This window comes from Streptomyces sp. NPDC005435, from assembly GCF_040703155.1.
GTDB lineage: Bacteria > Actinomycetota > Actinomycetes > Streptomycetales > Streptomycetaceae > Streptomyces.
The window spans coordinates 1-25,703 of the sequence record NZ_JBEXEQ010000034.1 but is presented as its reverse complement, the minus strand read 5'-3'; the positions used below and the strand labels follow the sequence as shown (position 1 = coordinate 25,703).

Here is a 25,703-nt window from a genome sequence, read left to right as displayed (position 1 = left end):
GGCCGTGGTGCCGGGCGTGGCGCGGTTCATCCCGCCGCGCCCTCGTCGTCCGCGATCTTGCCCGCGTAGATGTCCTCCGGGCGCGGCAGCAGCACCTCGGCGCGGGTGCCGAAGTCGTAGAGCAGGGTGGTCGAGGCGACCGCGACGGCCGCCGCCTCCCGGCTGTTGACGAAGCTGAAGCGCTGGCGGAGCTTGCGGACGCGGCCCTGGTCGTCCAGGTAGGCGTCGAACGGGACCTCGGCCGTGGCGAACCCTTTCGCCGCCGCCGCGAGCGAGGCCCGGGTGTCCGGCGAGGCCGCGCGCGCCGCCGCGCCCAGGTCGGCGGTGCCCCGGTAGTGCCGCACCCGCGTGCCGCCGACCTCGGTGCGGCCCACGTACGTCGCCGTCCGCGTCCCGCGCAGCACCTCGGCCGCGGTGTACGGATCGGTCGCGCCGCCGGTGACCAGGTTGCCGTCCGACACGCTCGCCGTCTCGACCCGGACCCACTTGTCGGCGGGCACGCCCGCGCCCCGGTTCTTCATGTACAGCGCGCCGGGGGCGAGCAGCTCGGTGATGGGCCGGTGCTCGGGGGCGCCCGTCGGGTCCTCCGGGAGGACGACGGTCAGGCTGCCGAGTCGGCGCCGGAAGTCGTACACCCCGCTGCCCCGGATGGTGACCCGGGTGCCGCCGGTGGCCATCTCCATCGAGGTCGAGGCCCGGGAGCTGCCCGCACCGCGCAGGGTGTCGGCGGCCTGCCGGAGGACGGCCACCGGATCGCCGCTCGCACCGCTCACCCCCTCGGCGGCGGCCCCGCTGGAGGAACACCCGGCGGTGCCCGCTCCGAGTCCGACGGTTAGTCCCATCACGCCCGCCGCTACGACCGTCCTGCTCGCGCGCGTGTGCTGCCGCCGATCCATGGCCTGCCTTACCCCCAGCCGGTTGCGTCCGTTGGGCCCCCTGTCGTTCCCGTTAACGACGGGTAGGGGGTGCCGTCACGCGTGGCGTCAAGCACGCGAGAAGTCAGCGGGTCATACGCCCGTACAAACGCTTCAGATGCCCGAACGAACGTGTTGATCAGGGCGGGTACGGTGGGGACCGTGGCGTGGCAGGACGGCCCGGTGGGGGCGCGGCAGGAGCGGGAACACCGCACGACGACGAGCGAGCAGGGCCGGTTCTGCGTGGCCAGGTGCAGCTGCGGCTGGCGCGGTCCGGCGCGCCGGGCGCGCAGTCAGGCGCGCGCGGACGCGGAGGCGCACTCCACCACGCCGTGACGCCCGGCGCGCGCGCCGCTCAGTGTCCTCTCAGCGCCGCTCGAAGGCGTGGGCCAGCGTGTCCAGCAGCTCGCGGTCGCGGGGCTGGGTCAGCCGCTCGCGGGCTGCCCCGGGGGCGAGCCAGGCGATCGCGTCCACCTCGGAGCCCGGGGTGAAGTGCCCGTGCAGCGCCTCGGCGGCCCAGTAGCGGACCTCTTTGGGACGGCCGGCCACCGGATAGCGCAGGGTCGCCAGCTCGGCGCCCGGTTCCGCCGCGTACCCGGTCTCCTCGGCGACCTCGCGCAGCGCGCCCGCGAGCGCGTCCTCGCCCCGCTTGAGCTTGCCCTTGGGATGGGACCAGTCGTCGTACTTCGGGCGGTGGACCAGGCAGACCTCCAGGCCGCCGGAGGCGGAGCGGCGCCAGAGCACGCAGCCCGCGGCGAGGACCGGCGGGGCGGAAGGCGTGTCGTCGTTCATGGCGTCTCCTCGCCCCGTCACCGCGCCGGGACCGTCCGCCGCTGCCAGGTCTGCTGGAAGGCGAAGCGGGCCGCCTCCACCTCGTGCCGCTGGTCGGCGTGGAGGACGCCGAGCGCGTAGGCCGTCGCGGGCGCGATCCGGGCCGTACGCGCCGCCTGGGCCGCCGCGACCGCCGCCTCCGCCGCGTCCCGGTGCCGGTTCAGGGCGTGCCCGGCCGCGCGCAGCCGGGGGTCCTCGGCCGGGGCGGCGGCGCCGTGGGGCACCTCGCGGGCGTAGCGGTACAGGCGCAGCAGCAGCCGGACCTGGTGCCAGGGGCCGTCCTGGGGGTGCGGGTCGGGTTCGGGGGAGAGGCCGGCGGTCAGGGCCTGGGCGTTGTACGGGTGCCCCGCCGTGACCAGAGGCAGCGCGGCGACGGCGCTGTTGAGGCGGTCCTCGGCGGCCGCCGCGTACGGGCCGAGGTCCGCCCCGGCCGCGCCCGGGGCGAGGGGGACGTCGCCGGCGAGTACGGCCATGCGGTCGGCCAGCGCGTGGAAGCGGGCGGAGCCGAGCGCCTCCAGGGCGGTGGAGTGGGCGCGGGCGCGGGCCAGGGTGAGCCTGCGGTCGAGCAGGGCGGCGGCGCGGGCGGCGCCGACGGTGAGGGGGACGGCGGGGGGTGCCTGCGTGGGCGCGGGGACCGTACGGGCGGCGGGGCCGGGGGCCGCCGTGGTCCCCGAGAGCCGGTGCAGGGCGAGCAGCAGCCGCTCCAGACGGGCCGCGCAGGCGTGCTCCAGGCCCAGGGTGCCCGAGACCCAGGCCAGTTCGGCCCGGGTCCCGTCCGCCCAGTCGGGCTCCAGGAGCCCGCGGAAGGTGTACAGGCCCGCGCTGACACGGCGGGCCGAGCGGCGCAGCGCGCGCGCCGCCTCGGCCGGCCCGTCCGTGCCCGAGGCGCCGTTGCCGGTCTCCCGGTGCAGACGCAGGGCGCGGAGGAACTCCGTGGCCCGGGCGCGCAGATGGGCCGCGAGGGCCTCTCCGGTCGCCTCCCCGGGCTCGGAGTCCGCCGGGTCAGGGTGTCGCGGTGCCACGCCGGCGCCTCCGGGCGTCTATGAGCATCTCCTGGATGTTGCGCAGCGGCTGGCCCTCGGCGTCGGTCGCGTGCCGGGTCCATTCGCCGTCGGGGCCGAGGTGCCAGGAGGCGGTGGTGTCGGACATGCCGGTGTCGAGCAGGCGGTTCAGGGTCGCCCGGTGGGCGGGGTCGGTGACCCGGACCAGGGCCTCGATCCGGCGGTCGAGGTTGCGGTGCATCATGTCGGCGCTGCCGAACCACACTTCGGGCTCGCCGCCGTTGCCGAAGGCGAAGACGCGGGAGTGCTCCAGGAAGCGGCCGAGGATCGAGCGGACCCGGACGTTCTCGGACAGGCCGGGGACGCCGGGGCGGATCGCGCAGATGCCGCGCACCCAGATGTCGACCGGCACGCCCGCCTGGGAGGCCCGGTAGCAGGCGTCGATGATCGCCTCGTCGACCATGGAGTTGACCTTGATTTTGACGAAGGCCGGGCGGCCCGCGCGGTGGTGCTGGATCTCCTTGTCGATGCGCGATATCAGGCCGTCCCGCAGGGACTTGGGGGCGACGAGGAGCCGGCGGTAGGTCTCGCGGCGGGAGTAGCCGGAGAGCCGGTTGAAGAGGTCCGAGAGGTCGGCGCCGACCTGCGGATCGGCCGTCAGCAGGCCCAGGTCCTCGTACAGCCGGGCCGTCTTCGGGTGGTAGTTGCCGGTGCCGACGTGGCTGTAGCGGCGCAGGGTCTCGCCCTCCTGGCGGACCACCAGCGACAGCTTGCAGTGGGTCTTCAGGCCGACCAGGCCGTAGACCACGTGGCAGCCGGCCTCCTCCAGCTTGCGCGCCCACTTGATGTTGGCGTGCTCGTCGAAGCGGGCCTTGATCTCGACCAGGACGAGGACCTGTTTGCCGGACTCGGCCGCGTCGATCAGGGCGTCCACTATCGGCGAGTCGCCGGAGGTGCGGTACAGCGTCTGCTTGATCGCCAGCACGTCCGGGTCCTGCGCGGCCTGCTCCAGGAAGGCCTGCACGGAGGTGGAGAAGGAGTCGTACGGGTGGTGCAGCAGCACGTCCCGCTGGCGCAGGGCGGCGAAGATGTCGGGCGCGGAGGCGGTCTCCACCTCGGAGAGGTCGCGGTGGGTGCCCGCGACGAACTTGCGGTACTTCAGCTCCGGGCGGTCCAGGCTGTGGATGCGGAAGAGGCCGGTGAGGTCGAGCGGGCCGGGCAGCGGGTAGACCTCGGCCTCGGAGATCTTCAGCTCGCGCACCAGCAGGTCGAGCACCTCGCGGTCGATGTCCTCCTCGACCTCCAGGCGCACCGGCGGCCCGAAGCGGCGCCGCATGAGCTCCTTCTCCAGGGCCTGGAGCAGGTTCTCCGCGTCGTCCTCCTCGACCTCCAGGTCCTCGTTGCGGGTGAGGCGGAAGGCGTGGTGCTCCAGCACCTCCATGCCCGGGAACAGCTCCTCCAGGTGCGCGCCGATCACGTCCTCGATGGGGACGTACCGGCCGGGGCTGCTCTCCAGGAAGCGGGAGAGCAGCGGGGGCACCTTGACGCGGGCGAAGTGCTTGTGGCCGCTGACCGGGTTGCGTACGACGACGGCCAGGTTCAGCGAGAGGCCGGAGATGTACGGGAAGGGGTGCGCGGGGTCCACGGCGAGCGGGGTCAGCACCGGGAAGATCTGGTGCCGGAACAGCGTGAACAGGCGGGCCTGTTCCTTGTCGGTCAGCTCGCTCCAGCGGACCAGGTGGATGCCCTCCTCCGCGAGCGCGGGGGCGACGTCCTCGTGGTAGCAGGCGGCGTGCCGGGCCATCAGCTCGCGCGAGCGGGCCCAGATCATCTCCAGCACCTCGCGGGGCTGGAGCCCGGAGGCGGAGCGGGTGGCGACGCCGGTGGCGATACGGCGCTTCAGGCCCGCGACCCGGACCATGAAGAACTCGTCCAGGTTGCTGGCGAAGATCGCGAGGAAGTTGGCGCGCTCCAGGAGCGGGGTGTTCGGGTCCTCGGCCAGTTCGAGCACGCGCTCGTTGAACGCGAGCCAGCTGCGCTCCCGGTCCAGGAAGCGGCCCTGGGGCAGCGGGGCACCGTCGGCCTGGGTCTCCTCGTAGGCGTCGAGGTCGGCGTCGAGATCGGGTTCCAGGTCGGAGACGGCCGCCGCGACGGTGTGCGGGCGGTGTGCGGCGATCGAGCCCACGGGGGGCTGCGTCCGGCCGGGGGCCTCGGATCCGAGGCCCGCGGTATCGGCGCCGAAGGCCGCGGTGGAGGAGGACTGGGCCGGTGCCTGGGCTTCTCGCTGACTCATGAACCCATTCTTCCGTGTCAGGGGCGTCACGGCAGCGTCGAATTTCGCGGAGGGAAGTCTGATGACGTTCCGTCCCGCGTCCCCCTCGGACTCCGGCGAAGCCCCCCTGCCGACGTGCTCCATTCCCCGAGCCTCGCAAGCGCTCCTGAATGGCCGGTTACGGGGACATGACGTGGGGGACAGCGGAGGGCGGCTCCCAGGGGAACCGCCCTCTTTTCGCCCAGGAGCAGGTCAGCCGGTACGGCGGCGCAGCACCGCGAAGGCGGCGGCGGTGAGCAGCGCGGTCACGGCCAGCAGCAGGGCGCTGGTGGTGAGCTGGAGGGGCCAGTAGTGGGAGGCGGGGTGGTACTGGGAGAACAGCCCGGTGCCGCCGTGCTCCGCGTACAGCCGCTCGCACGCCGTGAGCGAGCCCGCCGTGCAGTCGGGCGTGGCGACGTGCGCCCCGCTCCGGGTCACCATGCCGTGCGCCACCTCCACCGCGGAGTACTCGCCGGCGTACCCGTCCTTGAAGTCGTTCACCTTGGTCACCGGCGGCCACAGGTACGGCATGAGCCAGTGGGCGCCGGCGTACAGCAGGGCGGTGGCGGCGACGGTGATGCCGAGGGAGGGCAGTGTGCGGCGCACCAGGAGGCCGGTCAGGGCGCCCGCCGCGAGAGCGGCCAGGCAGACGGCGACGGTCGTCGGGCCGTTGGCGTGGAAGGTGCGGGGCAGCCACCAGGCGGGGCGGAGGCCGACCTCGTCCCCGGTCGCCTGCCAGGCGTAGCGGTGCAGGGCCACCAGCAGGCTCGCCCCCGCGGTGACCGCCGCGGCCGGGAGTGCCAGGCGCACCGCCAGCCAGCGCACCGGGGTGATGCCCTGGGTCCAGGCCAGCCACGCGGTGCCGGACTCGGTCTCCCGCGCGGTCAGCGCGGCGCCCGCCCAGGCGGCGACCAGGAACGGCAGCAGGATCATGGCCTCGGTCAGCAGCTCGTACAGCGTGTTGTAGTTGCCCGTGTCGATGGTGCATGCCACCTGGCAGGCCTGCAGCTGCCGCCAGCCGCGTTCCGCCGTGACCGCGAGCGGCCCCCCGGTCCACAGCAGCAGCCCGGCGCCCGCCAGCACCAGGGCCGCCCAGACGTACAGCGCCCACCGGTGCAGCCGGAAGGTCCAGCGGGCCGGGCGGGGCCGGGCGGAGACGGTGAGAGTGCTCATGCGGCGCGCTCCTCGGGCAGGACGGGGGTGGCGGTGAGGGCGGGGGCCCCGGGGTTGCGCAGATGGGCGAGGACGAGGTCCTCCAGAGTGGGCGTCCCGGTCTCCCAGTCGTCCGTGAGCGGGCCCGCCGGGCGGAGCAGGGCGGTGACGCTGCGGCCGGTGGTGCGGGACTCGACCACGGTGTGCGGGGCCAGGGCCGCGTCGGCGGGTCCGGTGACCCTCAGATGGGCGGCGAGGAGGTCGTCGATGTCGCCGGAGAGGCGGACGCGCCCGGAGCCGACCAGGAGCAGGTGGTCGCAGGACTCCTCCAGCTCCGCGACCACGTGGGAGGACAGCGCGATCGTGGTGCCGTGCTCGGCGGCCACCCCCATCAGCAGGCCCGTCAGCTCGTGCCGCGCGAGGGGGTCGAGGTCGGCCATCGGCTCGTCCATGAGCACCAGTTCGGGCCGCTTGCCGAGCGCGAGGGCGAGCGCGACGCGGGTGCGCTGACCGCCGGACAGGGAGCGGACGCGGGCACGGGGGTCGAGGTCGCCGCCCGCGACGATCCGGTCGGCGAGCGCGGTGTCCCAGCGGGCCGGGTTGAGGTCCGCGCCCATGCGCAGCGTCTCGGCGACGGTGAGCTGCGGGTACAGCGGCTTGTCCTGCGCGACGTAGGCGACGCGGGGGCGGGCCTCGGCGGGCGCCGCTCCCAGCACCCGTATCCCGCCCTCGGTCGGCCGGAGCAGACCCGCCGTCAGGGCGAGCAGGGTGCTCTTGCCCGCGCCGTTGGGGCCGACGACGGCGCACACCCGCCCGGCGGGCAGCCGGAACGCGCAGTCGCGCAGCGCCCACCCGCCCCGGCGCCCGAAGCGCTTGCCGAGGCCGTCCGCCTCGATCGCTGTCTCGCTCATGAACCCTCTCCCTGGAAGCTCTTGTCGAGTACGGCGGTGAAGAGCGCCGCCATGTCGTCCCGGTCCCAGCCCTCCCGGACCGCCCGCCCCGCCCACTGCTCCAGCTCGGCCCGCAGCGGGGAGTCGGCCGGGGCGGCGCCGAGGGTGCGGCGGACGAAGGTGCCGAGGCCGCGCCGGGCCTCCACCAGTCCCTCCCGCTCCAGCTCGCGGTACGCCTTGAGGACGGTGTTGGGGTTGATGGCGGTGGCCTCGACCACCTCGCGCGCCGTCGGCAGCCGGTCGCCGGGGCGCAGCCGGCCCAGACGCAGGGCCTGCTTGGTCTGCTGGACGATCTGGACGTAGGTGGCGACCCCGCTGTGCCGGTCGATGCGGTATTCGACCACGCGCTGAACCACCCTTTCACTAATTGAGTAGTGGAATGATGATCGGGAAGAGGGGCGCCCGTCAAGCCCGGACGCCCCTCAACTCATCGCTGCTACCGCCTGGTTCACGTCTCCGTGCGGTACATCAGGTCCGTCTCGTGGGTCGTGAAGCCCAGGCGTTCGTAGACCGAGACCGCCGCCTTGTTGTCCGCGTCGACGTAGAGCATCGCGGTGGGCAGGCCCTGGGCGGCCAGGTGGCGCAGGCCGAGGGTGGTGAGGGCCTTGCCGAGGCCGCCGCCCTGGTGGCCGGGGCGGACACCGAGGACGTAGACCTCGCCGAGGCCCTCCTCGCGGTGGGGCTTGGTCCAGTGGAAGCCGATCAGTTCGCCGCCGCGCTCCGCGAGGAAGAAGCCCGCCGGGTCGAACCAGGACTCGGCCTCGCGGTCGGCCAGGTCGCGCTCGGTCAGCGAGCCCTGCTCGGGGTGGTGGGCGAAGGCGGCCGCGTTCACCGCGAGCCAGGCCGTCTCGTCCTGCCCCGGCACGAAGGCGCGCACCGTCACGCCCTCGGGGAGCACCGGGTCGGGCAGTTCGAGGCCGGTCAACGGGCGCCGCATCTGGCGCAGTTCACGGAAGAGGGTCAGACCGAGCACCTGGGCGAGATGCCGGGCGGCGGGGTGGCCGCCGTGCGCCCAGACCCGCAGCCGCTTGCCGGAGGCGGCCAGCAGCGCGGTGCCGAGCGCGCGGCCGTGTCCGTGACCCCGGTGGACCGGGTGGACGACCAGTTCGGCGGCCGGTGCCTCGACCGGGTCGGTGTCCTCCAGCTGGGCGTAGCCCACGAGTTCGCCGCCGTAGCCCAGCAGCAGATGCGAGACGCCCTCCCGCGCCCCGCCCCGCAGCTGGAGCCGCCCCTGCTCGGACACCGGCTGCTGCCCGTCCACGGCGGCGGCCGCCGCGAGCAGATCGAGCACGGCCCGGGTCTGCTCCGGGGTGAGTTCGGCGTGGGTCTCGATGGAGCGGGCGGGCACGGCCCGCCCGGAGTCGTCGCTGCTCATGCGTACGAGGGTACGGGGCACGCGCCGCGGGATAAGGGGGCGCTCCGTTGCGTACGGCTGGGCGGGGCGATGGCGACCCCGGCCGCGTGGGGCGAGGGCATGTGGCGCGACGGCGGCCGGGCCGCGTGGTGTTAGGGCGGCCTGGTGCCGTGGCCCGATGGCGGCCTGGCGACCCAGCGACCCGGCGGCCCGACGCGACGGCGGCCCGGCCGCGTGGTGTTACGGCGCCACGGCGACCCGGTGGCCCGGCGCGACAGCGCGGCGGAGGGGCGGCCGTGCGGTGTTACGGCGACCCGGTGCCGTGGCCCGATGGCGGCCTGGCGGCCCGACGATCCAGCGCCCCGGCCGTGTGGTGTTACGGCGGCCTGATGCCCCGGCCTCATGGCGACCCGGCTCCACGGCGCACGGCTCCACGAGGCCACGGCGCCACGACCGCCCCGCGCTCGGCGTCACGGCGGGGCGGCCCGCGCGTCGTCACGGCCGGCCGGCATCACAGCGCCGCGGCACTCTGAAGCAACAGCCTCCCGCGTACTGCGCCCCCCCCCGGCGGCGGCAGCGTCACGGCGCCCCGAAGCAGCAGCCTCCCGAGAACCGCCCCCCAAGCCACAGCGGCAGCGTCGCGTCACGTGGTGTCCGGCGGTGGTACCGGGGCCCCCGGCAGGCGTACCGTCGCCAGGGTGCCGCCGCCCGGGGCGCGGGAGAGGGTGACCTCGCCGCCCGCCTGGCGGATCGTGCGGGCGACGATGGAGAGGCCGAGGCCGGAGCCGGGGAGGGCGCGGGCGCTGGGGGAGCGCCAGAAGCGATCGAAGACGTACGGGAGTTCGTCGGCCGGGATGCCCGGCCCGTGGTCGCGCACGGTCAGCGTGCCGTCGGTCAGCCGCACCTCGACCGTGCCGCCCTCGGGGCTGAACTTCACCGCGTTGTCCAGGACGTTGACGATCGCCCGCTCAAGCGCCGACGGCTCCGCGCGGACGTACCAGGGCTCCAGGTCCGCGGTGATCGTCAGCTCCGGCCCGCGCAGCCGGGCCCGGCGCAGCGCGGCCTCGACCGTCTCCTGGAGGGAGACCACCTGGACGCGCTCGCCGTGCTGCCCCTCGGAGCGGGACAGCTCCTGCAAGTCCCCGATCAGCGCGCCCAGTTCGGTCATCTGGGCCTTCACGGAGGCGAGCAGCGCCTTGCGGTCCTCGGCGGGCAGCGGCCGCCCGGTCTCCTCGCTGCGGCTGAGCAGTTCGATGTTGGTGCGCAGCGAGGTGAGCGGGGTGCGCAGTTCGTGCCCGGCGTCCGCGATCAGCTGCTGCTGGAGGTCGCGGGAGCTGGCCAGCGCCGTGGTCATGGAGTTGAAGGAGCGGGAGAGCCGGGCCACCTCGTCGTCGCTCTCGTCGACCACCGGGATGCGGACCGCGAGGTCCTCGGTGCGGGCCACGTGCTCGACGGCCTCGGTCAGCTTGTCGACCGGGCGCAGCCCCGCCCGGGCCACCGCGAGCCCCGCCGCGCCCGCCCCGACCACCCCGATGCCGGAGACCAGCAGCAGGATCAGCGCGAGGTCGTCCAGCGTCCGCTCGGTGTCCTTCAGCGAGAAGCCCACCATGACGGCCACGTCGGGATACGGCTGTACGTCGGGCCCGCCGCCCACGAGCACGGCGCCGGTCATCACCCGTACGTCGCCGCCCTTGGAGTCGGTGCCGTCGCGCACCCACCGGGTGCGGTTGGTGGGGTTGCGCGCGACGGCGATGTCCTGGGGGGTCACCTTCATCGTGCCCTCGGAGTACGGCGGGACGCAGGTCGTGCCGTCGGATTTGACGATCTGGAGGTAGAGGTAGCTGGGCGGTCCGTCGCCGTCGCTGTCGCCCGGCGACTGCGGGCAGGTCAGCAGCAGGGCGGTGACCTGGTCGGCGCTGAGCGGCCGGCCGAGGCTCGTGAGCCGGTGGTTCAGCTCGTCCTCCAGCTTGCGCTGGACGATGAACCAGCAGGTCACCGACACCGCCGCCACCGCGAACGCCACCGCCGCCGCGACCAGCATCGCGAGCCGCGCCCGGATCGGCAGCGCCTGGTAGCGGCGCACCAGCCTCCTCACTCGCCGCCGCCCTGCCGCAGTACGTACCCGACGCCCCGGACGGTGTGCACGAGCCGGGGCTCGCCGCCCGCCTCGGTCTTGCGGCGCAGGTACATGACGTACACGTCCAGGGAGTTGGAGGAGGGCTCGAAGTCGAAGCCCCAGACCGCCTTCAGGATCTGCTCCCGGGTGAGGACCTGGCGCGGGTGGGCCATGAACATCTCCAGGAGCGTGAACTCCGTACGGGTCAGCTCCACCGGCCGGCCGCCCCGGGTGACCTCCCGTGTCGCGAGGTCCATCCGCAGGTCGCCGAAGGTGAGCGCCTCGTCCTCCTGGGCCTCGGCGGACACGCTCGCCGCGTAGGTGCTGCGCCGCAGGAGGGCCCTGATGCGGGCGAACAGCTCGTCCAGCTCGAACGGCTTGACCAGGTAGTCGTCGGCCCCGGCGTCCAGACCGGTCACCCGGTCGCCGACCGTGTCGCGGGCGGTGAGCATCAGTATCGGGGTGGTGTCCCCGGTGCTCCGGATCCGCCGGGCCGCCGTCAGACCGTCCATGCGGGGCATCTGGATGTCCAGCACGAGCAGGTCCGGGCGGCAGGCGGCGGCCTTCTCCAGCGCGTCCGCGCCGTCCACCGCGACCTCCGTGTCGTACCCCTCGAAGGCGAGGCTGCGCTGGAGTGCCTCGCGTACGGCCGGTTCGTCGTCGACGATCAGGATGCGCTGGGGGTCACGGTCGCCTTCGGCGGGGCTCATCGCTCGCGGTTCCTCGGGATGGTGTTGTCGGGTGGGGGCGCCTCTCAGCCTCGCACGTTTCGGGCTGCCGGCGTGGTTTTGCCGGGGTCAGACGCCGGCCGGGGTCAGCCGGGTGAGGGCGTCCAGACGGTTCAGCGGCACCTTGCGGCGGTGCGGGCGGGCGGCGGAGGTGCGCAGGCCCATCAGCTGGGGCGCGGGGGTGGGCAGCTCGGGGAGGCGGGGAGCCGGGGCGGGGGCGGGAGTGGGAGTGTGCATCTCGCGTGCTACCTCCAGGGCAAGGGCGACGTCGGCGGGGCCGGTGACAGGGGTCTGGTGCGTGGTGTACGTGATCATGACGTGCTCCCTGCTGTTCGGTGGTGCGTTTCCCAGGGCCGTACCGGAGGTTCCGGCGGGGCCCTAGTCCGTCGAGCCCGCCCGCAGCTTGGCGAGGTCGGACTTGAGGGTGTTCACCGGGATCGCGAAGCCGAGGCCGATGCTGCCCGCGTCCGAGGACGAGGACGCCTGCGAACTCGATGAGTACATCGCGGAGTTGATGCCGATGACGCGGCCGGAGGCGTCGAAGAGGGCGCCGCCGGAGTTGCCGGGGTTGAGCGAGGCGTCCGTCTGGATCGCCTTGTAGGTGGTCGTGGACGAGCCGGTCTCGCCGTTGAACTGGCGGCCGCCGAACCGGAACGGCCAGTCGCCGTCCCCGTCCTGCTGCCCGTTCTCCCCCTGGCTCTGCGCCTCGTCCGTCGAGACGGTCACGTCGCGGTCGAGCGCCGAGACGATGCCGCTGGTCACGGTGCCGCTCAGCCCCTCGGGGGAGCCGATGGCGACGACCGTGTCGCCGACCCGTACGCCGGAGGAGTCGCCGAGCGTCGCGGCCTTGAGGCCGGAGGCGCCGGAGATCTTCAGCAGGGCCAGGTCCTTGGAGCTGTCGGTGCCGGTCACGTCGGCGGTGTAGCTCTTGCCGTCGCTGGTGCGGACCTTGACCGAGGAGGCGCCGGAGACGACGTGGTTGTTGGTGACGATCTCGCCGCCGCTGGTGACGACGACGCCGGAGCCGGTGGAGGAGCCGTTCTGGAGGGTGGCGTCCACCTCGACCACGCTGGGGGAGACGGCCGCCGCGACGGCTGCCACGGTGCCCTTCTTGCCCGCGGCCACCACGGGGGTGCCCGTCTGGGCCGCGGTGGAGCCGGAGTGGCCCGCCAGCTCCTGGAAGGCGTAGGCGGTGCCGCCGCCGACCGCGGCCGCGACCAGCGCGACCGCCGCGAGGAGGGCGATCGGGCCCCGCGTCCGCTTCCCCTCCGGGGCCGGAGCCGGCGCGTAGGGCGGCGGCGGGGACGGCCACGGGGCGGGAGCGGCGTGGGCGGCGGCCGGCGGGGTGTCGGACCCGTAGGGGTGGTTCCCGTACCCGTGAGAGGTCTGGTACCCCTCGGGGCTTCCGTACCCGTCGGCGCCGGTGCGGCGCGTGCTCTCGTCGGTCATACGAAGAGCATGTCCCGCGACCATGAGAGCTTCCTGAGCCCTCCCTGAGAACCCCGGCAGAACCCGGGCCCCTGTTCATGAGAGGCCCGCTGAGCTGGGGATGAGAGGGGGATGAGAGTGCTGGTGGGGGGCCTGGTGAGAGCTTTGGCGGGCGGCGGGCCGGGAGTCCGGCTTGAGGTGGCCCGGGGGTCTGGTGCGAGCCTCGGCGGGAGGCTGGACGGGAGCCCTTGGTGGGAGGCGGGCTGGGAGTCTGGTGGGAGGCGGGCCAGGGGTCTGGTGGGGGCCTCGGCGGAAGCCCGGACGGGAGCCCTGGCGGGAGGCCGGACGGGAGCCCTGGCGGGAGGCCGGACCGGAGCCCTGGCGGGAGGCCGGACGGGAGCCTCGCCGTGAGACCGGAGGGGAGCGCTGAGGGAGCCCGGAGGGGAGGACCCTCGGGTTGAACAGCGGCGCCGGGGAGCGCGGGAGCCCTGGCGGGGTCTTGGCGGGAGGCCGGAGGGGAGTTTTGGCGGGCGGCGGGCTGGGAGTCCGGCGTGAGGCAGGCCGGGGGCCTGGTGGGAGCCTCGGCGGGAGGCCGGACGGGAGGCCGGACGGGAGCCCTGGCGGAAGGCGGGTGGGAGCCTCGCCGGGAAACCGGACGGGAGCCCCTAATGGAAGGCGGGCGGGAGTCCCGGCGGGAGGTGGTGGGCCGGGGGCTGGTGTGGGCGTCGTCAGATGTCCTGGCGTGCGCAGCCGCAGCTCTCGCGGATCTGGAGGCGGGAGGGGAAGGTCTTCAGGCGTTCGCGGCGCGAGCCGGCGAGCCGCAGGCTGTCGTCCAGGACCAGGTCGACGGCCATGCGGGCCATCGCGGGCCGGTCGGAGGCGACGGTGGTCAGGGGCGGGTCGGCGAGCGCCGCCTCCTTGATGTCGTCGAACCCGGCCACCGCCAGCTGGCCGGGCACGTCGAGGCGCAGCTCGCGCGCGGCGCGCAGTACGCCGATGGCCTGGTCGTCGGTGGAGCAGAAGATCGCGGGCGGGCGCTTCGGGCCGGCGAGGATGCCGAGGGCCACGCGGTAGGCGTCGTAGCGGTTGTACGGGGCCTCGAACAGGCGGCCCTCGGTGGGCAGGCCCGCCTCGTCCATGGCGCGCTTCCAGCCCTCGACGTGGTCGGAGACCGGGTCCCCGACGGCCGGGGTGTCGGCGGTGCCGCCCATGCAGGCGACGTACTCGTACCCGTGCTCCAGGAGATGGCGTACGGCGAGCTGGGCGCCGCCGAGGTCGTCCGTCACCACGGCCACGTCGTCGATGGCCTCGGGGCGCTCGTGCAGCAGGACCACGCGGGCGTCCCAGGCGTCGATCTCGGCCGCGGCCTGGTCGTTGAGCGCGTGGGAGACGAGGATCAGGCCGGAGACCCGCATGCCGAGGAAGGCCCGCAGGTAGTGGACCTCGCGCTCGGCGATGTAGTCGGTGTTGCCGACCAGGACCATCTTTCCGCGCTCGGAGGCGGCCTGTTCGACCGCGTGCGCCATCTCCCCGAAGAAGGGCTGGCGGGCGTCCGGGATGATCAGCCCTATGAGGTCCGTACGGCGCGAGGCCATCGCCTGGGCGACCCGGTCCGGGCGGTACCCCAGCTCCTTGATCGCCGCGAGGACACGCTCGCGCGTGGCCGGGGCGACCGGCCGGGGTCCGTTGTTGATGACATAACTGACGACGGCCGTCGAGGTCCCCGCCAGCCGCGCCACATCATCCCGAGTCACCTTCGCCACGCGCGGAGTCTACGCGGATTGACCCGCCCTGGGCAGGGCGAAAACACGCTGTCCGACACCGGCCGTACGCCGACCCACACCACCCTCCTGCCCACCCCGCCCCCGATCCACGCATCCCCCTACACAAACCCGCATGGGCCCACGTCTGCCGAGGCATGAGCCCACTCGCCACCGGGGTGAGCCCGCCGACGCGGGTACGCGCCACGGAGGCGAACCCTGGCGCTGCACGTGCGGGACGAGGGAGCGGAGATCCCGGCCGAGGCGGGAGGCCTCCGGCCGAGGCGGGAACCCGCTCGCCGACGGGGTGAGGCCGCGCGCCGCAGGATGAGCCCGCCGGGCGAGGCGCGAGCCCGCACGCCACCGGGGTGAGCCCGCCGACGCGGGTAAGCGCCACGAAGGCGAACCCTGGCGCTGCACGTGCGGGACGAGGGAGCGGAGATCCCGGCCGCGGCGGGAGGCCTCCGGCCGGGGCGGGAACCCGTTCGCCGACGGGGTGAGGCCGCGCGCCGCAGGATGAGCCCGCCGACGCGGGTAAGCGCCACGGAGGCAGACGCCGGCGCCGCACGCGAGGGGGCGGAGATCCCAGCCCAGACATAAGGCTTCCGGCCTAGGCGGGAGGCCGGGCACCAACGGAGTGAGCCCACGGGGGCGAGGCGGGAGCCCACCGGGCGACAGGGCGTGCCGCGTGCGCCGGCGGGGTGAGCCTGTCACGCCGGGGTGCGCCCGCTGGCCGAAGCGTGAACCCACACGCCGCCGGCCCGAGCCCTCCGGCCGAAGCGTGAGCGCCGGGCGCCGGGCGGTGGGGCAGCCCGCACGCCCAGCCGAAGCATGAGCCCACCAGGCGCCAGGGCAGCCCGCCTGCCGCCGGGGTGCGCCGTCGGCCGAAGCGTGAGCCCGCTGGGCGCCATTGCAGCTCACACGACCAGCCGAAGCCTGAACCCACCGGGCGCCGGGGCAGCCCGGGCACCGCCGGAGTGTGGCCGCCGGTCGAAGCGTGAGCCCGCTGGGCGGCGGTCGGGGGCGGCCCGTGGGCCGGGGGACGGGGTGGCGCGTGATGTCGGGTGGCGGTCTCGGTGGCGGGGTGGCCTCACCCTGTCGGCGCGCGACCTCGCGTCTCGGCCGGAGGCCCTACGCGCCTGGCGGGCGCACCCTGCGGCGCGTGGTCACCCCTCGCCCCGTCGGCGTGCAGCTTCCCGCCCCGGCCGGAGGCCCTACGCCTCGCCCGGTGGGCGCGCCCTGAGGTGCGTGGTCTCACTCCGTCGGCGTGCAGCTTTCCGCCCCGGCCGGAGGCCCTACGCCTCGTCTGGCGGGCGCACCCCGCAGCGCGCGGTCACCGCTCGCCCCGTGGGCCACCCTGTCGGCGTGCAGCTTCCCGCCCCGGCCGGAGGCCCTACGCCTCGCCTGGCGGGCGCACTCCGCGGCGCGCGGTCACCCCTCGCCCCGTCGGCGCGCGGGCGCACGTCTGGGCCGGAGGCCTCATGCCTCGCCTGGCGGGCGCACTCCGCGGCGCGCGGTCACCCCTCGCCCCGTCGGCGCGCGGGCTCACGTCTCGGCCGGAGGCCCTACGCGCCTGGCGGGCGCACCCTGCGGCGCGTGGTCACCCCTCGCCCCGTCGGCGTGCAGCTTTCCGCCCCGGCCGGAGGCCCTACGCCTCGCCCGGTAGGCGCGCCCTGCGGCGCGTGGTCTCACTCCGTCGGCGCGCAGTTTCCCGCCCCGGCCGGAGGCCTCACGCCTCGGCTGGGATCTCCGCTTCCTCGCGCGTGGTGTCCGCCTTCTTCGTGTGGTCCCGTTTGGGCTTGGTGTCCTCGGTGGGGCGTTCGCCCTTTTCCGGGGTGACGAAGCGGTAGCCGACGTTGCGTACGGTGCCGATCAGGGACTCGTGTTCGACGCCGAGCTTGGCCCGCAGCCGGCGTACGTGGACGTCCACGGTGCGGGTGCCGCCGAAGTAGTCGTAGCCCCAGACCTCCTGGAGCAGCTGGGCACGGGTGAAGACGCGGCCCGGGTGCTGGGCGAGGTACTTGAGCAGCTCGAACTCCTTGAAGGTCAGGTCCAGGACCCGGCCCTTGAGCTTGGCGGAGTAGGTCGCCTCGTCCACGGAGAGGTCGCCGTTGCGGATCTCCATGGGGGAGTCGTCGTGGACGAGCTGCTGGCGGCCCTGCGCGAGCCGGATGCGCGCCTCGACCTCGGCGGGGCCCGCCGTGTCGAGCAGGACGTCGTCGATGCCCCAGTCGGCGGTGACGGCCGCGAGGCCGCCCTCGGTGACGACCAGGACGAGCGGACAGCCGGGCCCGGTGGAGCGCAGCAGCTGGCACAGGCTGCGCACCTGGGGCAGATCGCGGCGGCCGTCGACGAGGATGACGTCGGCGCCCGGCGTGTCGACCAGGGCGGGGCCCTCCGCCGGGGCCACGCGCACGTTGTGCAGCAGCAGGCCGAGGGCGGGAAGCACCTCCGTCGACGGCTGGAGGGCGTTGGTCAGGAGCAGCAGAGAACTCATACGTCTGGTTCCTCCTCGGTCCCTGCGAGGACGTGTGCGGTGCGGCACTGCTCTGCGATCCCGGGGCCCCGTACACCCGGCGGTCTCCCGCTTCGTATACAACGCTACCGAAAGCACAAAAGGACCCGGGGGCTGCGCTGCCCGAGTCCTCTGCCCAGCAGAATAGCCCACATGAGCAACCGTCCGGCAGGTCATGCGGCACCTTCCACCGTTCGTCCGAATTCCGAGACGGGCGGACGCGCCCCTATCCGGACGTTTCTGCGCACGGCCGACGGAATTCCGATCGATTCCGTATACGAACCGGGCGCGGTCGTATACGAAATGCCTTCGGACGGCGGACCGGAGACGGAATCCGCCGGGCGCGACGCCACGGACCTCGTCTTCGTCGTCGCCCACGGCTTCACCGGCGACGCCGACCGCCCCCACGTCCGCCGCATCGCACGCACCCTCGCCGCGTACGGCGCCGTCGTCACCTTCTCCTTCCGCGGCCACGGCGCCTCCGGGGGCCGTTCCACCGTGGGTGACAAGGAGGTCCTGGACCTCGCGGCGGCCGTCGAGTGGGCGCGCGGCTTCGGGCACACGCGCCTGGTGACCGTCGGCTTCTCCATGGGCGGCTCGGTGGTCCTGCGGCACGCCGCCCTGCACCCCGGCGCCGTGGACGCGGTGGTCTCGGTCAGCGCGCCCGCCCGCTGGTACTACCGGGGCACCGCCCCCATGCGCCGCCTGCACTGGCTGGTCACCCGCCCCGCAGGCCGCCTGGTCGGCCGCTACGGCTTCCACACCCGCATCCACCACCGCGACTGGAGCCCCGTCCCGCTCTCCCCGGTCGAGGCGGCCGCACAGCTCGCCCCCGTCCCGCTGCTGGTCGTACACGGCGACAGCGACGCCTACTTCCCGCTCGACCACCCCCGGATGCTCGCCGAGGCGGCCGGTGACCACGGCGAACTCTGGCTGGAGCCGGGCATGGGCCACGCCGAGCACGCGGCGGACGACGCCCTGCTCGCCCGGATCGGGGAGTGGGTCCGCGCACGGACGCACTAGCCTGAGCATCACCGTCTTGAATTTTTCTTTCCTGACCGTCGATTGAGGAACGAGATGCCCCAGGTCACGGTGCGCTACTGGGCGGCCGCCAAGGCCGCGGCAGGCGTCGCCGACGAGCCGTACGACGCGGCCACGCTCGCCGAGGCGCTGGCCGCCGTGCGCGAGCGCCACCCCGGCGAGCTGGCGACCGTACTGCGCCGGTGCGCCTTCCTCGTCGACGGCGATCCCGTCGGGACGCGCGCGCATGAGACGGTACGGCTGGCCGAGGGCGGCACGGTCGAGGTGCTCCCGCCGTTCGCAGGAGGATGAGGCGTTGAGCAGCGATCAGTACGACCCCTACACCGGGTACGACCCCGAGCACACCCAGCAGTGGGAGGGGCACACCTGGGACACCCAGAACCACGCGCAGCTTCCCGGCACCGGGGCGGGGCACCCGCAGCAGCCGTACCAGCAGCCGTACCAGGGGTACGAGCAGGCACAGCAGCAGCCGCAGCAGTACCAGCCGTACGAGCCCGCGCAGCAGCAGCCGTACCAGCCGGTGGCGACCGGCGTGCGCCCGCAGCCGGTGCCCGAGCCGCAGCAGGCCGCGCAGGCTCCGCAGGTCACGGCCCCGGAGGCCGCCGCCGGTTACGGCCCCGCCACCCTCGCCGGGAACGCCCGCATCACCGACGCGCAGCGCGCCCGCCTCGAAGGACGCTCCCCGGTCATCGAGCCCGGGATGCAGCCCGCGCTGCTCACCGCCGTGCTCGGGGCGCTGCTCGCGGTCGCGGCGCCGCTCGGCTCGTACGCCCTGGTCGTGCCGCTGGTGGCGCTCCAGGCGGTGACGGCGGCGGGCTGGTTCCGGCTGAACGGCATGTGGCCCGCCCGGCAGGGCATCGCGCTGGCGTTCCTCGGCGGGCTCGTCGCGGACGTGGCCGTGCTGGCCGCCGGCCGCGACCACGCGCCCGCCGCGATCCTCGGCCCGCTCGCCGTCTGGGTGATCCTCTCCCTCGTCCTCCAGCTCCGCTCGCACGCGTCGCCGGACGAGCGGATGTACGGCCTGATGGCGACCGTGGCCTCCTCGGCCCTCACCATCCTCGCCACCGGCTATCTGGGCGCCACCGCCGACGCGGTCTCGGCCGGCGCGGCGGCGATCGCGGTCGCCGCCGTGGTCCGCGCCCTGCCGCTGCCCACCCCGGTCTCCGTGGTGATCTCCCTGCTCGCCGCCGCGGGCGCGGGCTACGCCGTGGGCGGCATGAACGGCCTCGGTACGAACGGCGCCGTCCTGGGCGCCGCCGCCGCGGTCTGCGCCCTCATCGGCCACCGCGTCGCGAGCTACGACTACCCCTCCCGCTTCGTCCACTTCACGGCGGGCGTCGCCCTGCCGCTGGCGGCCGCCGGACCGGTGGTGTGGGTGCTGGGACGCGCGCTGGGCTGACGGCGCCTGGCGGGCCGGCCGCGCGGTGCGCGGGCGGACCGGTGCGCTTCGCTGGCCGGTGCGCGGACCGACCCGTGCCTGGCCGGCCGGTGCCTGGACCGACCGGTGTGTGGGCCGACCCGCGCCCGGCTGACCCGTGCCTGGACCGACCGGTGCGTGGGTCGACTCTCGTGCCTGGCTGACCGGTGTGCGGGCCCACCGGTGTGCGGGCCGGCCGGTGCCTGGCTGACCGGTGTGTGAGCCGATCCGCCCCCGGCTGACCGGTGTGTGAGCCGACCCGTGCCTGGCCGGCCCGCCCCCGGCCGGCCGGTGCCCGGGCGGCTCGCGTCGCCCAGGGCCGGCCCGCCGGTGGCGGGGTCAGTCGTCCGCGTCCGCCGGGAGGCCGTCGTCGAGGACGATGCGGATCGTGCCGCCCCCGGCGACGGCCCGGCCGAGACCGGCCGCCATGCGGTGGTACGCGGTCGTGGCCAGCGCCCAGTCGGCGTCCACCTCGGCCTCGGTGCGTATCTTCCACAGCTCGATCAGGAGCGCGATGAGCGAGCGCCCCGACACGGTGGTCCGCACCTGGCCGCCGTGGATGGCCTCCACGGCGGGCGGGACGCGGAAGTGCCCGCCGTGCCGTACCGCGAGGGTGATCAGCCACTCCCAGGTGTCCCGGTGCGCGATCAGCTCGGCCGAGGCCACTCCGGCGGCCTTCAGCAGCAGGACCCCGTGGGCGACCCGGGGGTCCTCGGGCGGGGTGCCGGACGGCTCCCGCGCGGGGCTCTCCGCACCCCGGAAGGCCGCCTCGATCGCGCTCTTGAGGCCGGCTGCGGGCCGCCCGCCGGGCTCCGTGTTCTCCATGTGCTCTTCCTGACGCTCTTCCTGCGTGTCGTCGGTGCCGGGGTTCTCCCCGCGCTCGTCGGTACCGGGCTCGTCCTGCTCCGCCCCCTGTTCCGGGGCGCTCTCCTGGGGCGGCGCCGCGGGCCGCAGCGTCTCCAGCCGGTCGCGCAGGTGCCGCAGCTCGCCCCGGATCTCGCCGAGTTCGCCGGCCGTACGGTCCTGGAAGCGGCGTATCTCGCGGTTCTCCTCGCGTATCCCGCTCACGCCGCCGCGGACGGCCTCCTGTATCTCCACCCGGCTCCGTGAGATCTCCCCGCGCAGCGCGGACAGCCCGGTTCGCGGGTCCTCGATGCTTTCGAGCTTTTTACGCGTCTCCTCCAGTTCGTTCATCGCCTCGCCGAATACCCGTCTCCACCGCACGTCGCTCCTTGATCACCGCATGCCGACAACTGCTGCAATCTCCCCATGAGACCGGCGGACGACGCGCCTGTTTCCAGCCCTTCGGCGGCTGAGAATGTACGGTGCCGGTCCCGGCGACCCCCCGCCTGACCAGGCCGGACACCCGGCCGTCCGGCCCCGGGGCGGTGCCGGGAAGGCGATCGCGCCCTGTTTGCCGCACGCTCTACGGCGATTTCCGGCCGGTGTTTCCGAAAAGCGAGGGCGGGAATCACGCGAAAAGCCGCAGTACCGCGCGGCCCTGTCACAGGTGATCGACAATGGGCCTGGGGCGGGGCCGCGCGGGCTACGGTGACGGCGCCGTAAGCCGTTTGCCGATCCCTGGGGAAAAAATGCGTGCCCTGCGAATAATCCTCGTTCTCGTCGTGATTCTGGGCGGACTGTTCGTGATCGCGGACAGGGTGGCGGTGCATTTCGCCCAGGGTGAGGTCGCCGACCGGCTGAAGGCGCGGGAGAACCTGGAGCAGACCCCGGACGTGGACATCAAGGGCTTCCCCTTCCTCACCCAGGTGGCCGGGGGTTCGCTGGACGAGGTGGAGCTGGGCATCGGGTCCTACCCGGCGCCCACCGGCACGCAGGGCGGCACGATCCGTATCGACGACCTCAAGGCCGACCTGAAGGACGTCACGTTCTCCGGCGACTACTCCTCGGCCACCGCCGCGAGCGGCACCGGTTCCGGCACCATCGCCTACGACCAGCTGCTCAAGGCCGTCAAGACCGAGCCGGCCGAGCTGGCGCCCGGTGCCACCGCCCAGATCACCGGCCTCGGCAACGGCGGCGACGGCAAGGTCAAGGTCTCGGTGAAGCTCGACATCCCGGCGCTCGGCCTCCACCCGACCGTCCCGGTGCTCAGCTCGGTCGACGTCAAGGGCGGCAAGCTCTCCGTGCACGCGGACGCGCTGCCGGCCATAGCGGGCGCCAACCTGGCCGACGGCACCCTCCGGAAGATCACCGACTTCCAGCAGGCCCTGGACAAGCTGCCCGGCGGGATCGAGCTGGACCAGGTGCGGGCCACCCCCGACGGCCTCCGGATCACCGTGAAGGGGACCGGCCTCAAGCTGGCCGGATAGCCGGGGGAGGGCCTGGGTAGAAGGCTTCCGGCGGGACCGGCGGATGGGCCGTGGGCCTGTCCGGCACCGTCCGACAGGCGAGACGCCACCGTCCGTACCGTAGATATGACGAACGCCCCGGAGCGCCCGTGGGCCCGCAATCGGGCTCCGGGCGCTTCGCTGTTTCCCCGCGCTTCCGAAATGTGGACGATCGCATCTCATGATTCGATACGGCGGTGACATGCCCGCCCGGACCTCCTTACGATCGACGGCATGAAGCGACAGGCGGATCTCACCAAGCGGCGGGCAGTTGACCTGTGCCGCGTTGCCGCCATGCTCTGTCGCCCCTTCTGAGCGGAAGTCCGCGCGCTTCCGCATCTCTCGGCCGCCCTGCTGGTAGGGCATCCGTGCGCCGTCGTACCCACGTGCGCGCGCACCCTTCTCACCGCACGCCCACCGTGACTGCCCCGGAGGAGAAAGAGCATGAGCCGCAGCGACGTACTGGTCGACGCCGACTGGGTGCAGGAGCACCTGGACGACCCGGCCATCGCCATCGTCGAGGTGGACGAGGACACGTCCGCGTACGACAAGAACCACATCAAGAACGCGATCCGCATCGACTGGACCAAGGACCTCCAGGACCCGGTCCGCCGCGACTTCATCGACCAGGAGGGCTTCGAGAAGCTCCTGTCGGACAAGGGCATCGCCAACGACACCACGGTGATCCTCTACGGCGGAAACAACAACTGGTTCGCCTCGTACGCGTACTGGTACTTCAAGCTCTACGGCCACGAGAACGTCAAGCTGCTCGACGGCGGCCGCAAGAAGTGGGAGCTGGACGCCCGCGAGCTGGTCGCTGGCGACGAGGTGCCCGAGCGCGCCAAGACGGAGTACAAGGCCAAGCCGCAGAACGGCGCGATCCGCGCCTTCCGCGACGACGTGGTGGCGGCCATCGGCACCCAGAACCTGGTCGACGTGCGCTCGCCCGACGAGTTCTCCGGCAAGCTGCTCGCCCCGGCCCACCTGCCGCAGGAGCAGTCGCAGCGCCCGGGCCACGTGCCGAGCGCGCGCAACATCCCGTGGTCCAAGAACGCCAACGACGACGGCACCTTCAAGTCCGACGAGGAGCTGAAGGAGCTGTACGCGGCCGAGGACGTGGACCTCGCCAAGGACACCATCGCCTACTGCCGCATCGGCGAGCGCTCGGCCCTGACCTGGTTCGTGCTGCACGAGCTGCTGGGCGTGGAGAACGTCAAGAACTACGACGGCTCCTGGACCGAGTACGGCTCGCTGGTCGGCGTGCCGATCGAGCTGGGCGCGGCCAAGTAAGTCCCTGCGGGGCAGCCAGAGTTGATCCCGACCGGCCTTCCGGTCAGACCTCTTACGGAGAAAGACATGTGCGGAGCGAAGGCCGGCGGCCCGGACGCCTCGACGATCAAGCCCGGTGAGACCACGATCCAGGGGCAGGTGACGCGGGACGGCGAGCCGGTGACGGGCTACGTCCGCCTGCTGGACTCGACGGGCGAGTTCACCGCGGAGGTCCCCACCTCCGCCACGGGGCAGTTCCGTTTCTACGCGGCCGAGGGCACGTGGACCGTCCGCGCGCTGGTGCCCGGCGGCACCGCCGACCGCACGGTCGTCGCACAGCCGGGCGGGCTCGCGGAGGTCGCGATCGCGGTCTGAGCGGGGCCGGGGAGCCCGACGGCTCTTTGAGGGGCCGCGTCCACCGGGTGGGACACCCGGGGCGCGGCCCTTCGGCCGTTCCGGTCCTACCCTGGACACATGTACGCACGGCGGCGGCGCTGGTACTTCGTGATGATGGGGGTCTGCGTCGTCATCTTCGTCCTCGCCTGGGCGGTCGTCCGCATCTGGTCCGTCCCGGCGGCCGTCGGCATGTGCCTGTTCGCCATGGTGATCCCGCCGGTGGCCGCGATGGTCGCCAACCGGCGCGGCCCCGAGGACCGGTGGTGGGACGCGCCCTCCGGCGATCCCCAGTCCGACGAGTGGTGGGACGAACTGGACGGCAAGAAGAAGGGGCCGAAGCCTTAGGGGGTGTCCTGCGGGTTCGTGTCCTGCGGGTCCTGGCCGTGGCCCGCGTCGATGACGCAGAAGCGGTTGCCCTCGGTGTCGGCGAGGACGACGAAGTCGGGGTTCTCGGGGTAGCTGTCCCAGTCGACGCGTACCGCGCCCAGGGAGACCAGCCGGGCGATCTCCGCCTCCTGCTCGACGGCGTCGGCGGCGTACAGGTCGAGATGGACCCTCGGGTGCTCCTGCACGGGCGTGGTGCTGAGGTCCAGGGCGATGCCGGGGCCGGAGCCGCCGGCCGGGACGAGCACCGTCCAGCCGTCGGACACCTCGCCGTCGCGCGGCACGTATCCCAGCGCGCCGCCCCAGAACTCCGCCGCCCGCCGCACGTCGGCGGCGCCCATCACGATCGTCCCCAGTCTCAGCATCCGCCGATTCTGACAGGAACGTGATCAGTAGACGAGGGCCTGCGTGTCCTCCGCCATGATCTCCTGCACGAAGACCTGCGCGCCCGCGATCCGTACGCCCTCCAGCACGTCCTTCTCCGTGATGTCCCGGCGCGCGGCGCACTGCGTGCACAGCGTGACGCGGCCGCCCGCGAGGAGCCCGTCCAGCAGCTCCGGCAGCGGGGCGGCGTGCGGCAGCTCGAACTCGGCGGCCCGGCCCGGCAGCGCGAACCACGCCGACTCCCCGGTGAGCCACAGCGACACCTCTACCCCGCTGGCGACGGCCACCGCCGCCACGGTGAAGGCCTGCGAGCAGCGTTCGGGGGCGTCGGCCCCGGCGGTCACCTTGATCACGAGCTTCTTCGCCATGACGGAAGCGTAATCCGGCCGCCCCGGAGCGGGCCGCCCGGCCGGGAACCCACCTCGCCAGGAGAGCCGGGGCCCGGCCGCGTAAGCTGGCCCCGGCTCTGTCGTACGCCCACTTCCGCTTCAAGGAGCACATTCCGTGGAGATCTTCTTCGAACTGCTGCTGGTCCTGGTCTGCGTCGGCGTTCTCGCCTTCGCCGGACTGACCGTGAAGAAGCTGTACCAGGGCCAGCGCTGACCCGCCGCAAGGAACCGACCAGGAACGGCCGCTCATGATCGAGATCCCGTCTGACCTGCACAAGGACCTCGTCCCCCTCGCCTTTCTGCTGGGCAACTGGGTGGGCGCGGGCGTCCACGACTTCCCCGGTTCGGAGAAGTGCAACTTCGGCCAGGAGGTGAGCTTCACCCACGACGGCCGGGACTTCCTGGAGTACCAGTCCCGTACCTGGGTCCTCGACAAGGAGGGCAACAAGGTCCGCCCGCTGGAGTCCGAGGCCGGCTTCTGGCGCATCGACGCCGACCGCAAGGTCACCGTCACGATGACCCGCGACGACGGCGTGGTCGAGATCTGGTACGGCGAGATGGCCGACAAGAAGCCCCAGATCGAGCTGGCCACCGACGCCGTGGCCCGCACGCCCGAGGCCCCGCCGTACTCCGGCGGCAAGCGCCTGTACGGCTACGTCAAGAGCGACCTCATGTGGGTCGGCGAGAAGCAGACCCCCGACGTCGAGCTGCGCCCCTACATGTCCGCCCAGCTGAAGAAGGCCGTCACCCCGGAAGAGGTCGAGCGCTGGGCGAAGGCCCTGCCGGACGACATGCCGGACGACGGGATCGCGTTCTTCAAGTAGGCCCGAACGGTTCCACGAGGGCCCGCACGGCTTTGCGGGGCGCCCCTGTTCCTACCGGGGCGCCCCGGCCCGCAGGCCCTAGGGGGTGTCTCGTCTGTGATGCAGGCCTGGGCCGGACACCGCCCCGGCTACTACGACCTCGTCCACTCCCACTACTGGCTCTCCGGGCACGTCGGCTGGCTCGCCGCCCA

At 73.6% G+C, this 25,703-nt stretch carries 27 protein-coding genes; 10 read left to right on the top strand and 17 right to left on the bottom strand.

The genetic code is table 11. The features are described from left to right. Nucleotides 1–26: 26 nt before the first annotated feature. Complete coding sequence (locus tag AB0898_RS30470) at nucleotides 27–896, bottom strand: hypothetical protein (protein ID WP_407078432.1); 870 nt, start codon at nucleotides 894–896, stop codon at nucleotides 27–29. Between the two features lie 180 nt (nucleotides 897–1,076). Here AB0898_RS30470 and AB0898_RS30465 point away from each other — a divergent pair, with 180 nt between their 5' ends. After that, nucleotides 1,077–1,250 (top strand): hypothetical protein, encoded by a 174-nt coding sequence (locus tag AB0898_RS30465; RefSeq protein ID WP_366806280.1) that lies wholly within the window; start codon nucleotides 1,077–1,079, stop codon nucleotides 1,248–1,250. A gap of 30 nt (nucleotides 1,251–1,280) precedes the next feature. On the opposite strand, the gene AB0898_RS30460 is transcribed toward AB0898_RS30465, so the two are convergent. The 13 genes from AB0898_RS30460 to AB0898_RS30400 form a co-directional block, all read right to left on the bottom strand. Then, nucleotides 1,281–1,706, bottom strand: a complete 426-nt coding sequence (locus AB0898_RS30460; RefSeq protein WP_366806279.1) for an NUDIX hydrolase — start codon at nucleotides 1,704–1,706, stop codon at nucleotides 1,281–1,283. A gap of 17 nt (nucleotides 1,707–1,723) precedes the next feature. After that, a complete protein-coding gene (locus AB0898_RS30455; RefSeq protein ID WP_366806277.1) occupies nucleotides 1,724–2,767 on the bottom strand; it encodes a CHAD domain-containing protein in 1,044 nt (347 codons plus the stop codon). Then, nucleotides 2,748–5,039, bottom strand: a complete 2,292-nt coding sequence (locus AB0898_RS30450; RefSeq protein WP_366806276.1) for an RNA degradosome polyphosphate kinase — start codon at nucleotides 5,037–5,039, stop codon at nucleotides 2,748–2,750. The genes AB0898_RS30455 and AB0898_RS30450 overlap by 20 nt, the downstream gene beginning before the upstream one ends. A gap of 231 nt (nucleotides 5,040–5,270) precedes the next feature. Continuing rightward, nucleotides 5,271–6,230 (bottom strand): ABC transporter permease, encoded by a 960-nt coding sequence (locus AB0898_RS30445; protein ID WP_366806275.1) that lies wholly within the window; start codon nucleotides 6,228–6,230, stop codon nucleotides 5,271–5,273. Next, nucleotides 6,227–7,120, bottom strand: coding sequence for an ABC transporter ATP-binding protein (locus AB0898_RS30440; protein ID WP_366806274.1), 894 nt, complete (start codon nucleotides 7,118–7,120; stop codon nucleotides 6,227–6,229). Before AB0898_RS30440 ends, AB0898_RS30445 begins: the two co-directional genes overlap by 4 nt. Continuing rightward, nucleotides 7,117–7,503 (bottom strand): GntR family transcriptional regulator, encoded by a 387-nt coding sequence (locus tag AB0898_RS30435; protein WP_366806273.1) that lies wholly within the window; start codon nucleotides 7,501–7,503, stop codon nucleotides 7,117–7,119. The genes AB0898_RS30440 and AB0898_RS30435 overlap by 4 nt, the downstream gene beginning before the upstream one ends. 104 nt (nucleotides 7,504–7,607) lie before the next feature. Next, nucleotides 7,608–8,534 carry a mycothiol synthase gene (gene mshD, locus AB0898_RS30430; RefSeq protein WP_366806272.1) on the bottom strand — a complete coding sequence of 309 codons (927 nt, stop codon included), beginning with the start codon at nucleotides 8,532–8,534 and terminating at the stop codon, nucleotides 7,608–7,610. 622 nt (nucleotides 8,535–9,156) lie between these two features. Further along, the gene (locus AB0898_RS30425) at nucleotides 9,157–10,554 is read right to left on the bottom strand and encodes a sensor histidine kinase (protein ID WP_407078434.1); all 1,398 of its coding nucleotides are present in this window, start codon (nucleotides 10,552–10,554) and stop codon (nucleotides 9,157–9,159) included. A 50-nt stretch (nucleotides 10,555–10,604) separates the two neighbouring features. Continuing rightward, nucleotides 10,605–11,339, bottom strand: a complete 735-nt coding sequence (locus AB0898_RS30420; RefSeq protein WP_366806270.1) for a response regulator transcription factor — start codon at nucleotides 11,337–11,339, stop codon at nucleotides 10,605–10,607. A gap of 87 nt (nucleotides 11,340–11,426) precedes the next feature. Next, the gene (locus AB0898_RS30415) at nucleotides 11,427–11,672 is read right to left on the bottom strand and encodes a hypothetical protein (protein ID WP_366806269.1); all 246 of its coding nucleotides are present in this window, start codon (nucleotides 11,670–11,672) and stop codon (nucleotides 11,427–11,429) included. 63 nt (nucleotides 11,673–11,735) lie between these two features. Further along, the gene (locus AB0898_RS30410; RefSeq protein WP_366806268.1) at nucleotides 11,736–12,806 is read right to left on the bottom strand and encodes a trypsin-like peptidase domain-containing protein; all 1,071 of its coding nucleotides are present in this window, start codon (nucleotides 12,804–12,806) and stop codon (nucleotides 11,736–11,738) included. Between the two features lie 707 nt (nucleotides 12,807–13,513). Next, on the bottom strand, nucleotides 13,514–14,548 hold the full coding sequence (locus tag AB0898_RS30405) for a LacI family DNA-binding transcriptional regulator (RefSeq protein ID WP_366806267.1): 1,035 nt from the start codon (nucleotides 14,546–14,548) through the stop codon (nucleotides 13,514–13,516). A 1,726-nt stretch (nucleotides 14,549–16,274) separates the two neighbouring features. Further along, nucleotides 16,275–17,042 carry a response regulator transcription factor gene (locus AB0898_RS30400; protein ID WP_366806266.1) on the bottom strand — a complete coding sequence of 256 codons (768 nt, stop codon included), beginning with the start codon at nucleotides 17,040–17,042 and terminating at the stop codon, nucleotides 16,275–16,277. Nucleotides 17,043–17,213: 171 nt separating this feature from the next. Here AB0898_RS30400 and AB0898_RS30395 point away from each other — a divergent pair, with 171 nt between their 5' ends. From AB0898_RS30395 to AB0898_RS30385, 3 genes are read left to right on the top strand one after another with little or no spacing between them, the layout of a single operon-like run. Continuing rightward, entirely contained in the window at nucleotides 17,214–18,083 is an 870-nt protein-coding gene (locus AB0898_RS30395) for an alpha/beta fold hydrolase (RefSeq protein WP_366806265.1), read from the top strand. A gap of 54 nt (nucleotides 18,084–18,137) precedes the next feature. Further along, on the top strand, nucleotides 18,138–18,392 hold the full coding sequence (locus AB0898_RS30390; RefSeq protein WP_361788530.1) for a MoaD/ThiS family protein: 255 nt from the start codon (nucleotides 18,138–18,140) through the stop codon (nucleotides 18,390–18,392). Nucleotides 18,393–18,396: 4 nt separating this feature from the next. Further along, nucleotides 18,397–19,500, top strand: coding sequence for a hypothetical protein (locus AB0898_RS30385; RefSeq protein ID WP_366806264.1), 1,104 nt, complete (start codon nucleotides 18,397–18,399; stop codon nucleotides 19,498–19,500). Nucleotides 19,501–19,857: 357 nt separating this feature from the next. Here the strand turns inward: AB0898_RS30385 and AB0898_RS30380 are convergent, their stop codons facing one another. Then, nucleotides 19,858–20,742: a hypothetical protein gene (locus AB0898_RS30380; protein WP_366806263.1), complete on the bottom strand. Its 885-nt coding sequence runs from the start codon at nucleotides 20,740–20,742 to the stop codon at nucleotides 19,858–19,860. 368 nt (nucleotides 20,743–21,110) lie between these two features. On the opposite strand from AB0898_RS30380, the gene AB0898_RS30375 reads away from it, so the two are divergent. From AB0898_RS30375 to AB0898_RS30355, 5 genes are all read left to right on the top strand, one after another. Next, nucleotides 21,111–21,848, top strand: a complete 738-nt coding sequence (locus AB0898_RS30375; RefSeq protein WP_366806262.1) for a DUF2993 domain-containing protein — start codon at nucleotides 21,111–21,113, stop codon at nucleotides 21,846–21,848. Between the two features lie 252 nt (nucleotides 21,849–22,100). Next, nucleotides 22,101–22,181: an Ms5788A family Cys-rich leader peptide gene (locus tag AB0898_RS30370; RefSeq protein WP_350751515.1), complete on the top strand. Its 81-nt coding sequence runs from the start codon at nucleotides 22,101–22,103 to the stop codon at nucleotides 22,179–22,181. A gap of 129 nt (nucleotides 22,182–22,310) precedes the next feature. Further along, nucleotides 22,311–23,156: a sulfurtransferase gene (locus tag AB0898_RS30365; protein ID WP_366806261.1), complete on the top strand. Its 846-nt coding sequence runs from the start codon at nucleotides 22,311–22,313 to the stop codon at nucleotides 23,154–23,156. A gap of 66 nt (nucleotides 23,157–23,222) precedes the next feature. Beyond that, nucleotides 23,223–23,510 (top strand): DUF1416 domain-containing protein, encoded by a 288-nt coding sequence (locus AB0898_RS30360; RefSeq protein ID WP_031183962.1) that lies wholly within the window; start codon nucleotides 23,223–23,225, stop codon nucleotides 23,508–23,510. Between the two features lie 99 nt (nucleotides 23,511–23,609). Beyond that, nucleotides 23,610–23,876, top strand: coding sequence for a DUF3099 domain-containing protein (locus AB0898_RS30355; RefSeq protein ID WP_199586697.1), 267 nt, complete (start codon nucleotides 23,610–23,612; stop codon nucleotides 23,874–23,876). Here the strand turns inward: AB0898_RS30355 and AB0898_RS30350 are convergent. Both AB0898_RS30350 and AB0898_RS30345 read right to left on the bottom strand, forming a co-directional pair. Beyond that, on the bottom strand, nucleotides 23,873–24,280 hold the full coding sequence (locus AB0898_RS30350) for a VOC family protein (protein WP_366806260.1): 408 nt from the start codon (nucleotides 24,278–24,280) through the stop codon (nucleotides 23,873–23,875). The two genes, AB0898_RS30355 and AB0898_RS30350, sit on opposite strands and share 4 nt — an antisense overlap. Before the next feature lie 24 nt (nucleotides 24,281–24,304). Further along, entirely contained in the window at nucleotides 24,305–24,667 is a 363-nt protein-coding gene (locus tag AB0898_RS30345; protein ID WP_366806259.1) for a DsrE family protein, read from the bottom strand. Nucleotides 24,668–24,936: 269 nt separating this feature from the next. Here AB0898_RS30345 and AB0898_RS30340 point away from each other — a divergent pair, with 269 nt between their 5' ends. Then, entirely contained in the window at nucleotides 24,937–25,512 is a 576-nt protein-coding gene (locus tag AB0898_RS30340; protein WP_366806258.1) for an FABP family protein, read from the top strand. Nucleotides 25,513–25,703: the final 191 nt, after the last annotated feature.

Excerpts from the sequence above, each read along its gene's own strand:
- AB0898_RS30470 (WP_407078432.1), bottom strand. The coding sequence starts at position 896 with ATGGATCGGCGGCAGCACACGCGCGCGAGCAGGACGGTCGTAGCGGCG.
- AB0898_RS30460 (WP_366806279.1), bottom strand. The coding sequence starts at position 1,706 with ATGAACGACGACACGCCTTCCGCCCCGCCGGTCCTCGCCGCGGGCTGC.
- AB0898_RS30450 (WP_366806276.1), bottom strand. The coding sequence starts at position 5,039 with ATGAGTCAGCGAGAAGCCCAGGCACCGGCCCAGTCCTCCTCCACCGCG.
- AB0898_RS30445 (WP_366806275.1), bottom strand. The coding sequence starts at position 6,230 with ATGAGCACTCTCACCGTCTCCGCCCGGCCCCGCCCGGCCCGCTGGACC.
- AB0898_RS30440 (WP_366806274.1), bottom strand. The coding sequence starts at position 7,120 with ATGAGCGAGACAGCGATCGAGGCGGACGGCCTCGGCAAGCGCTTCGGG.
- mshD (WP_366806272.1), bottom strand. The coding sequence starts at position 8,534 with ATGAGCAGCGACGACTCCGGGCGGGCCGTGCCCGCCCGCTCCATCGAG.
- AB0898_RS30425 (WP_407078434.1), bottom strand. The coding sequence starts at position 10,554 with ATGCTGGTCGCGGCGGCGGTGGCGTTCGCGGTGGCGGCGGTGTCGGTG.
- AB0898_RS30420 (WP_366806270.1), bottom strand. The coding sequence starts at position 11,339 with ATGAGCCCCGCCGAAGGCGACCGTGACCCCCAGCGCATCCTGATCGTC.
- AB0898_RS30415 (WP_366806269.1), bottom strand. The coding sequence starts at position 11,672 with ATGATCACGTACACCACGCACCAGACCCCTGTCACCGGCCCCGCCGAC.
- AB0898_RS30410 (WP_366806268.1), bottom strand. The coding sequence starts at position 12,806 with ATGACCGACGAGAGCACGCGCCGCACCGGCGCCGACGGGTACGGAAGC.
- AB0898_RS30400 (WP_366806266.1), bottom strand. The coding sequence starts at position 17,042 with ATGAGTTCTCTGCTGCTCCTGACCAACGCCCTCCAGCCGTCGACGGAG.
- AB0898_RS30395 (WP_366806265.1), top strand. The coding sequence starts at position 17,214 with ATGAGCAACCGTCCGGCAGGTCATGCGGCACCTTCCACCGTTCGTCCG.
- AB0898_RS30390 (WP_361788530.1), top strand. The coding sequence starts at position 18,138 with ATGCCCCAGGTCACGGTGCGCTACTGGGCGGCCGCCAAGGCCGCGGCA.
- AB0898_RS30375 (WP_366806262.1), top strand. The coding sequence starts at position 21,111 with ATGCGTGCCCTGCGAATAATCCTCGTTCTCGTCGTGATTCTGGGCGGA.
- AB0898_RS30370 (WP_350751515.1), top strand. The coding sequence starts at position 22,101 with ATGAAGCGACAGGCGGATCTCACCAAGCGGCGGGCAGTTGACCTGTGC.
- AB0898_RS30365 (WP_366806261.1), top strand. The coding sequence starts at position 22,311 with ATGAGCCGCAGCGACGTACTGGTCGACGCCGACTGGGTGCAGGAGCAC.
- AB0898_RS30360 (WP_031183962.1), top strand. The coding sequence starts at position 23,223 with ATGTGCGGAGCGAAGGCCGGCGGCCCGGACGCCTCGACGATCAAGCCC.
- AB0898_RS30355 (WP_199586697.1), top strand. The coding sequence starts at position 23,610 with ATGTACGCACGGCGGCGGCGCTGGTACTTCGTGATGATGGGGGTCTGC.
- AB0898_RS30350 (WP_366806260.1), bottom strand. The coding sequence starts at position 24,280 with ATGCTGAGACTGGGGACGATCGTGATGGGCGCCGCCGACGTGCGGCGG.
- AB0898_RS30345 (WP_366806259.1), bottom strand. The coding sequence starts at position 24,667 with ATGGCGAAGAAGCTCGTGATCAAGGTGACCGCCGGGGCCGACGCCCCC.
- AB0898_RS30340 (WP_366806258.1), top strand. The coding sequence starts at position 24,937 with ATGATCGAGATCCCGTCTGACCTGCACAAGGACCTCGTCCCCCTCGCC.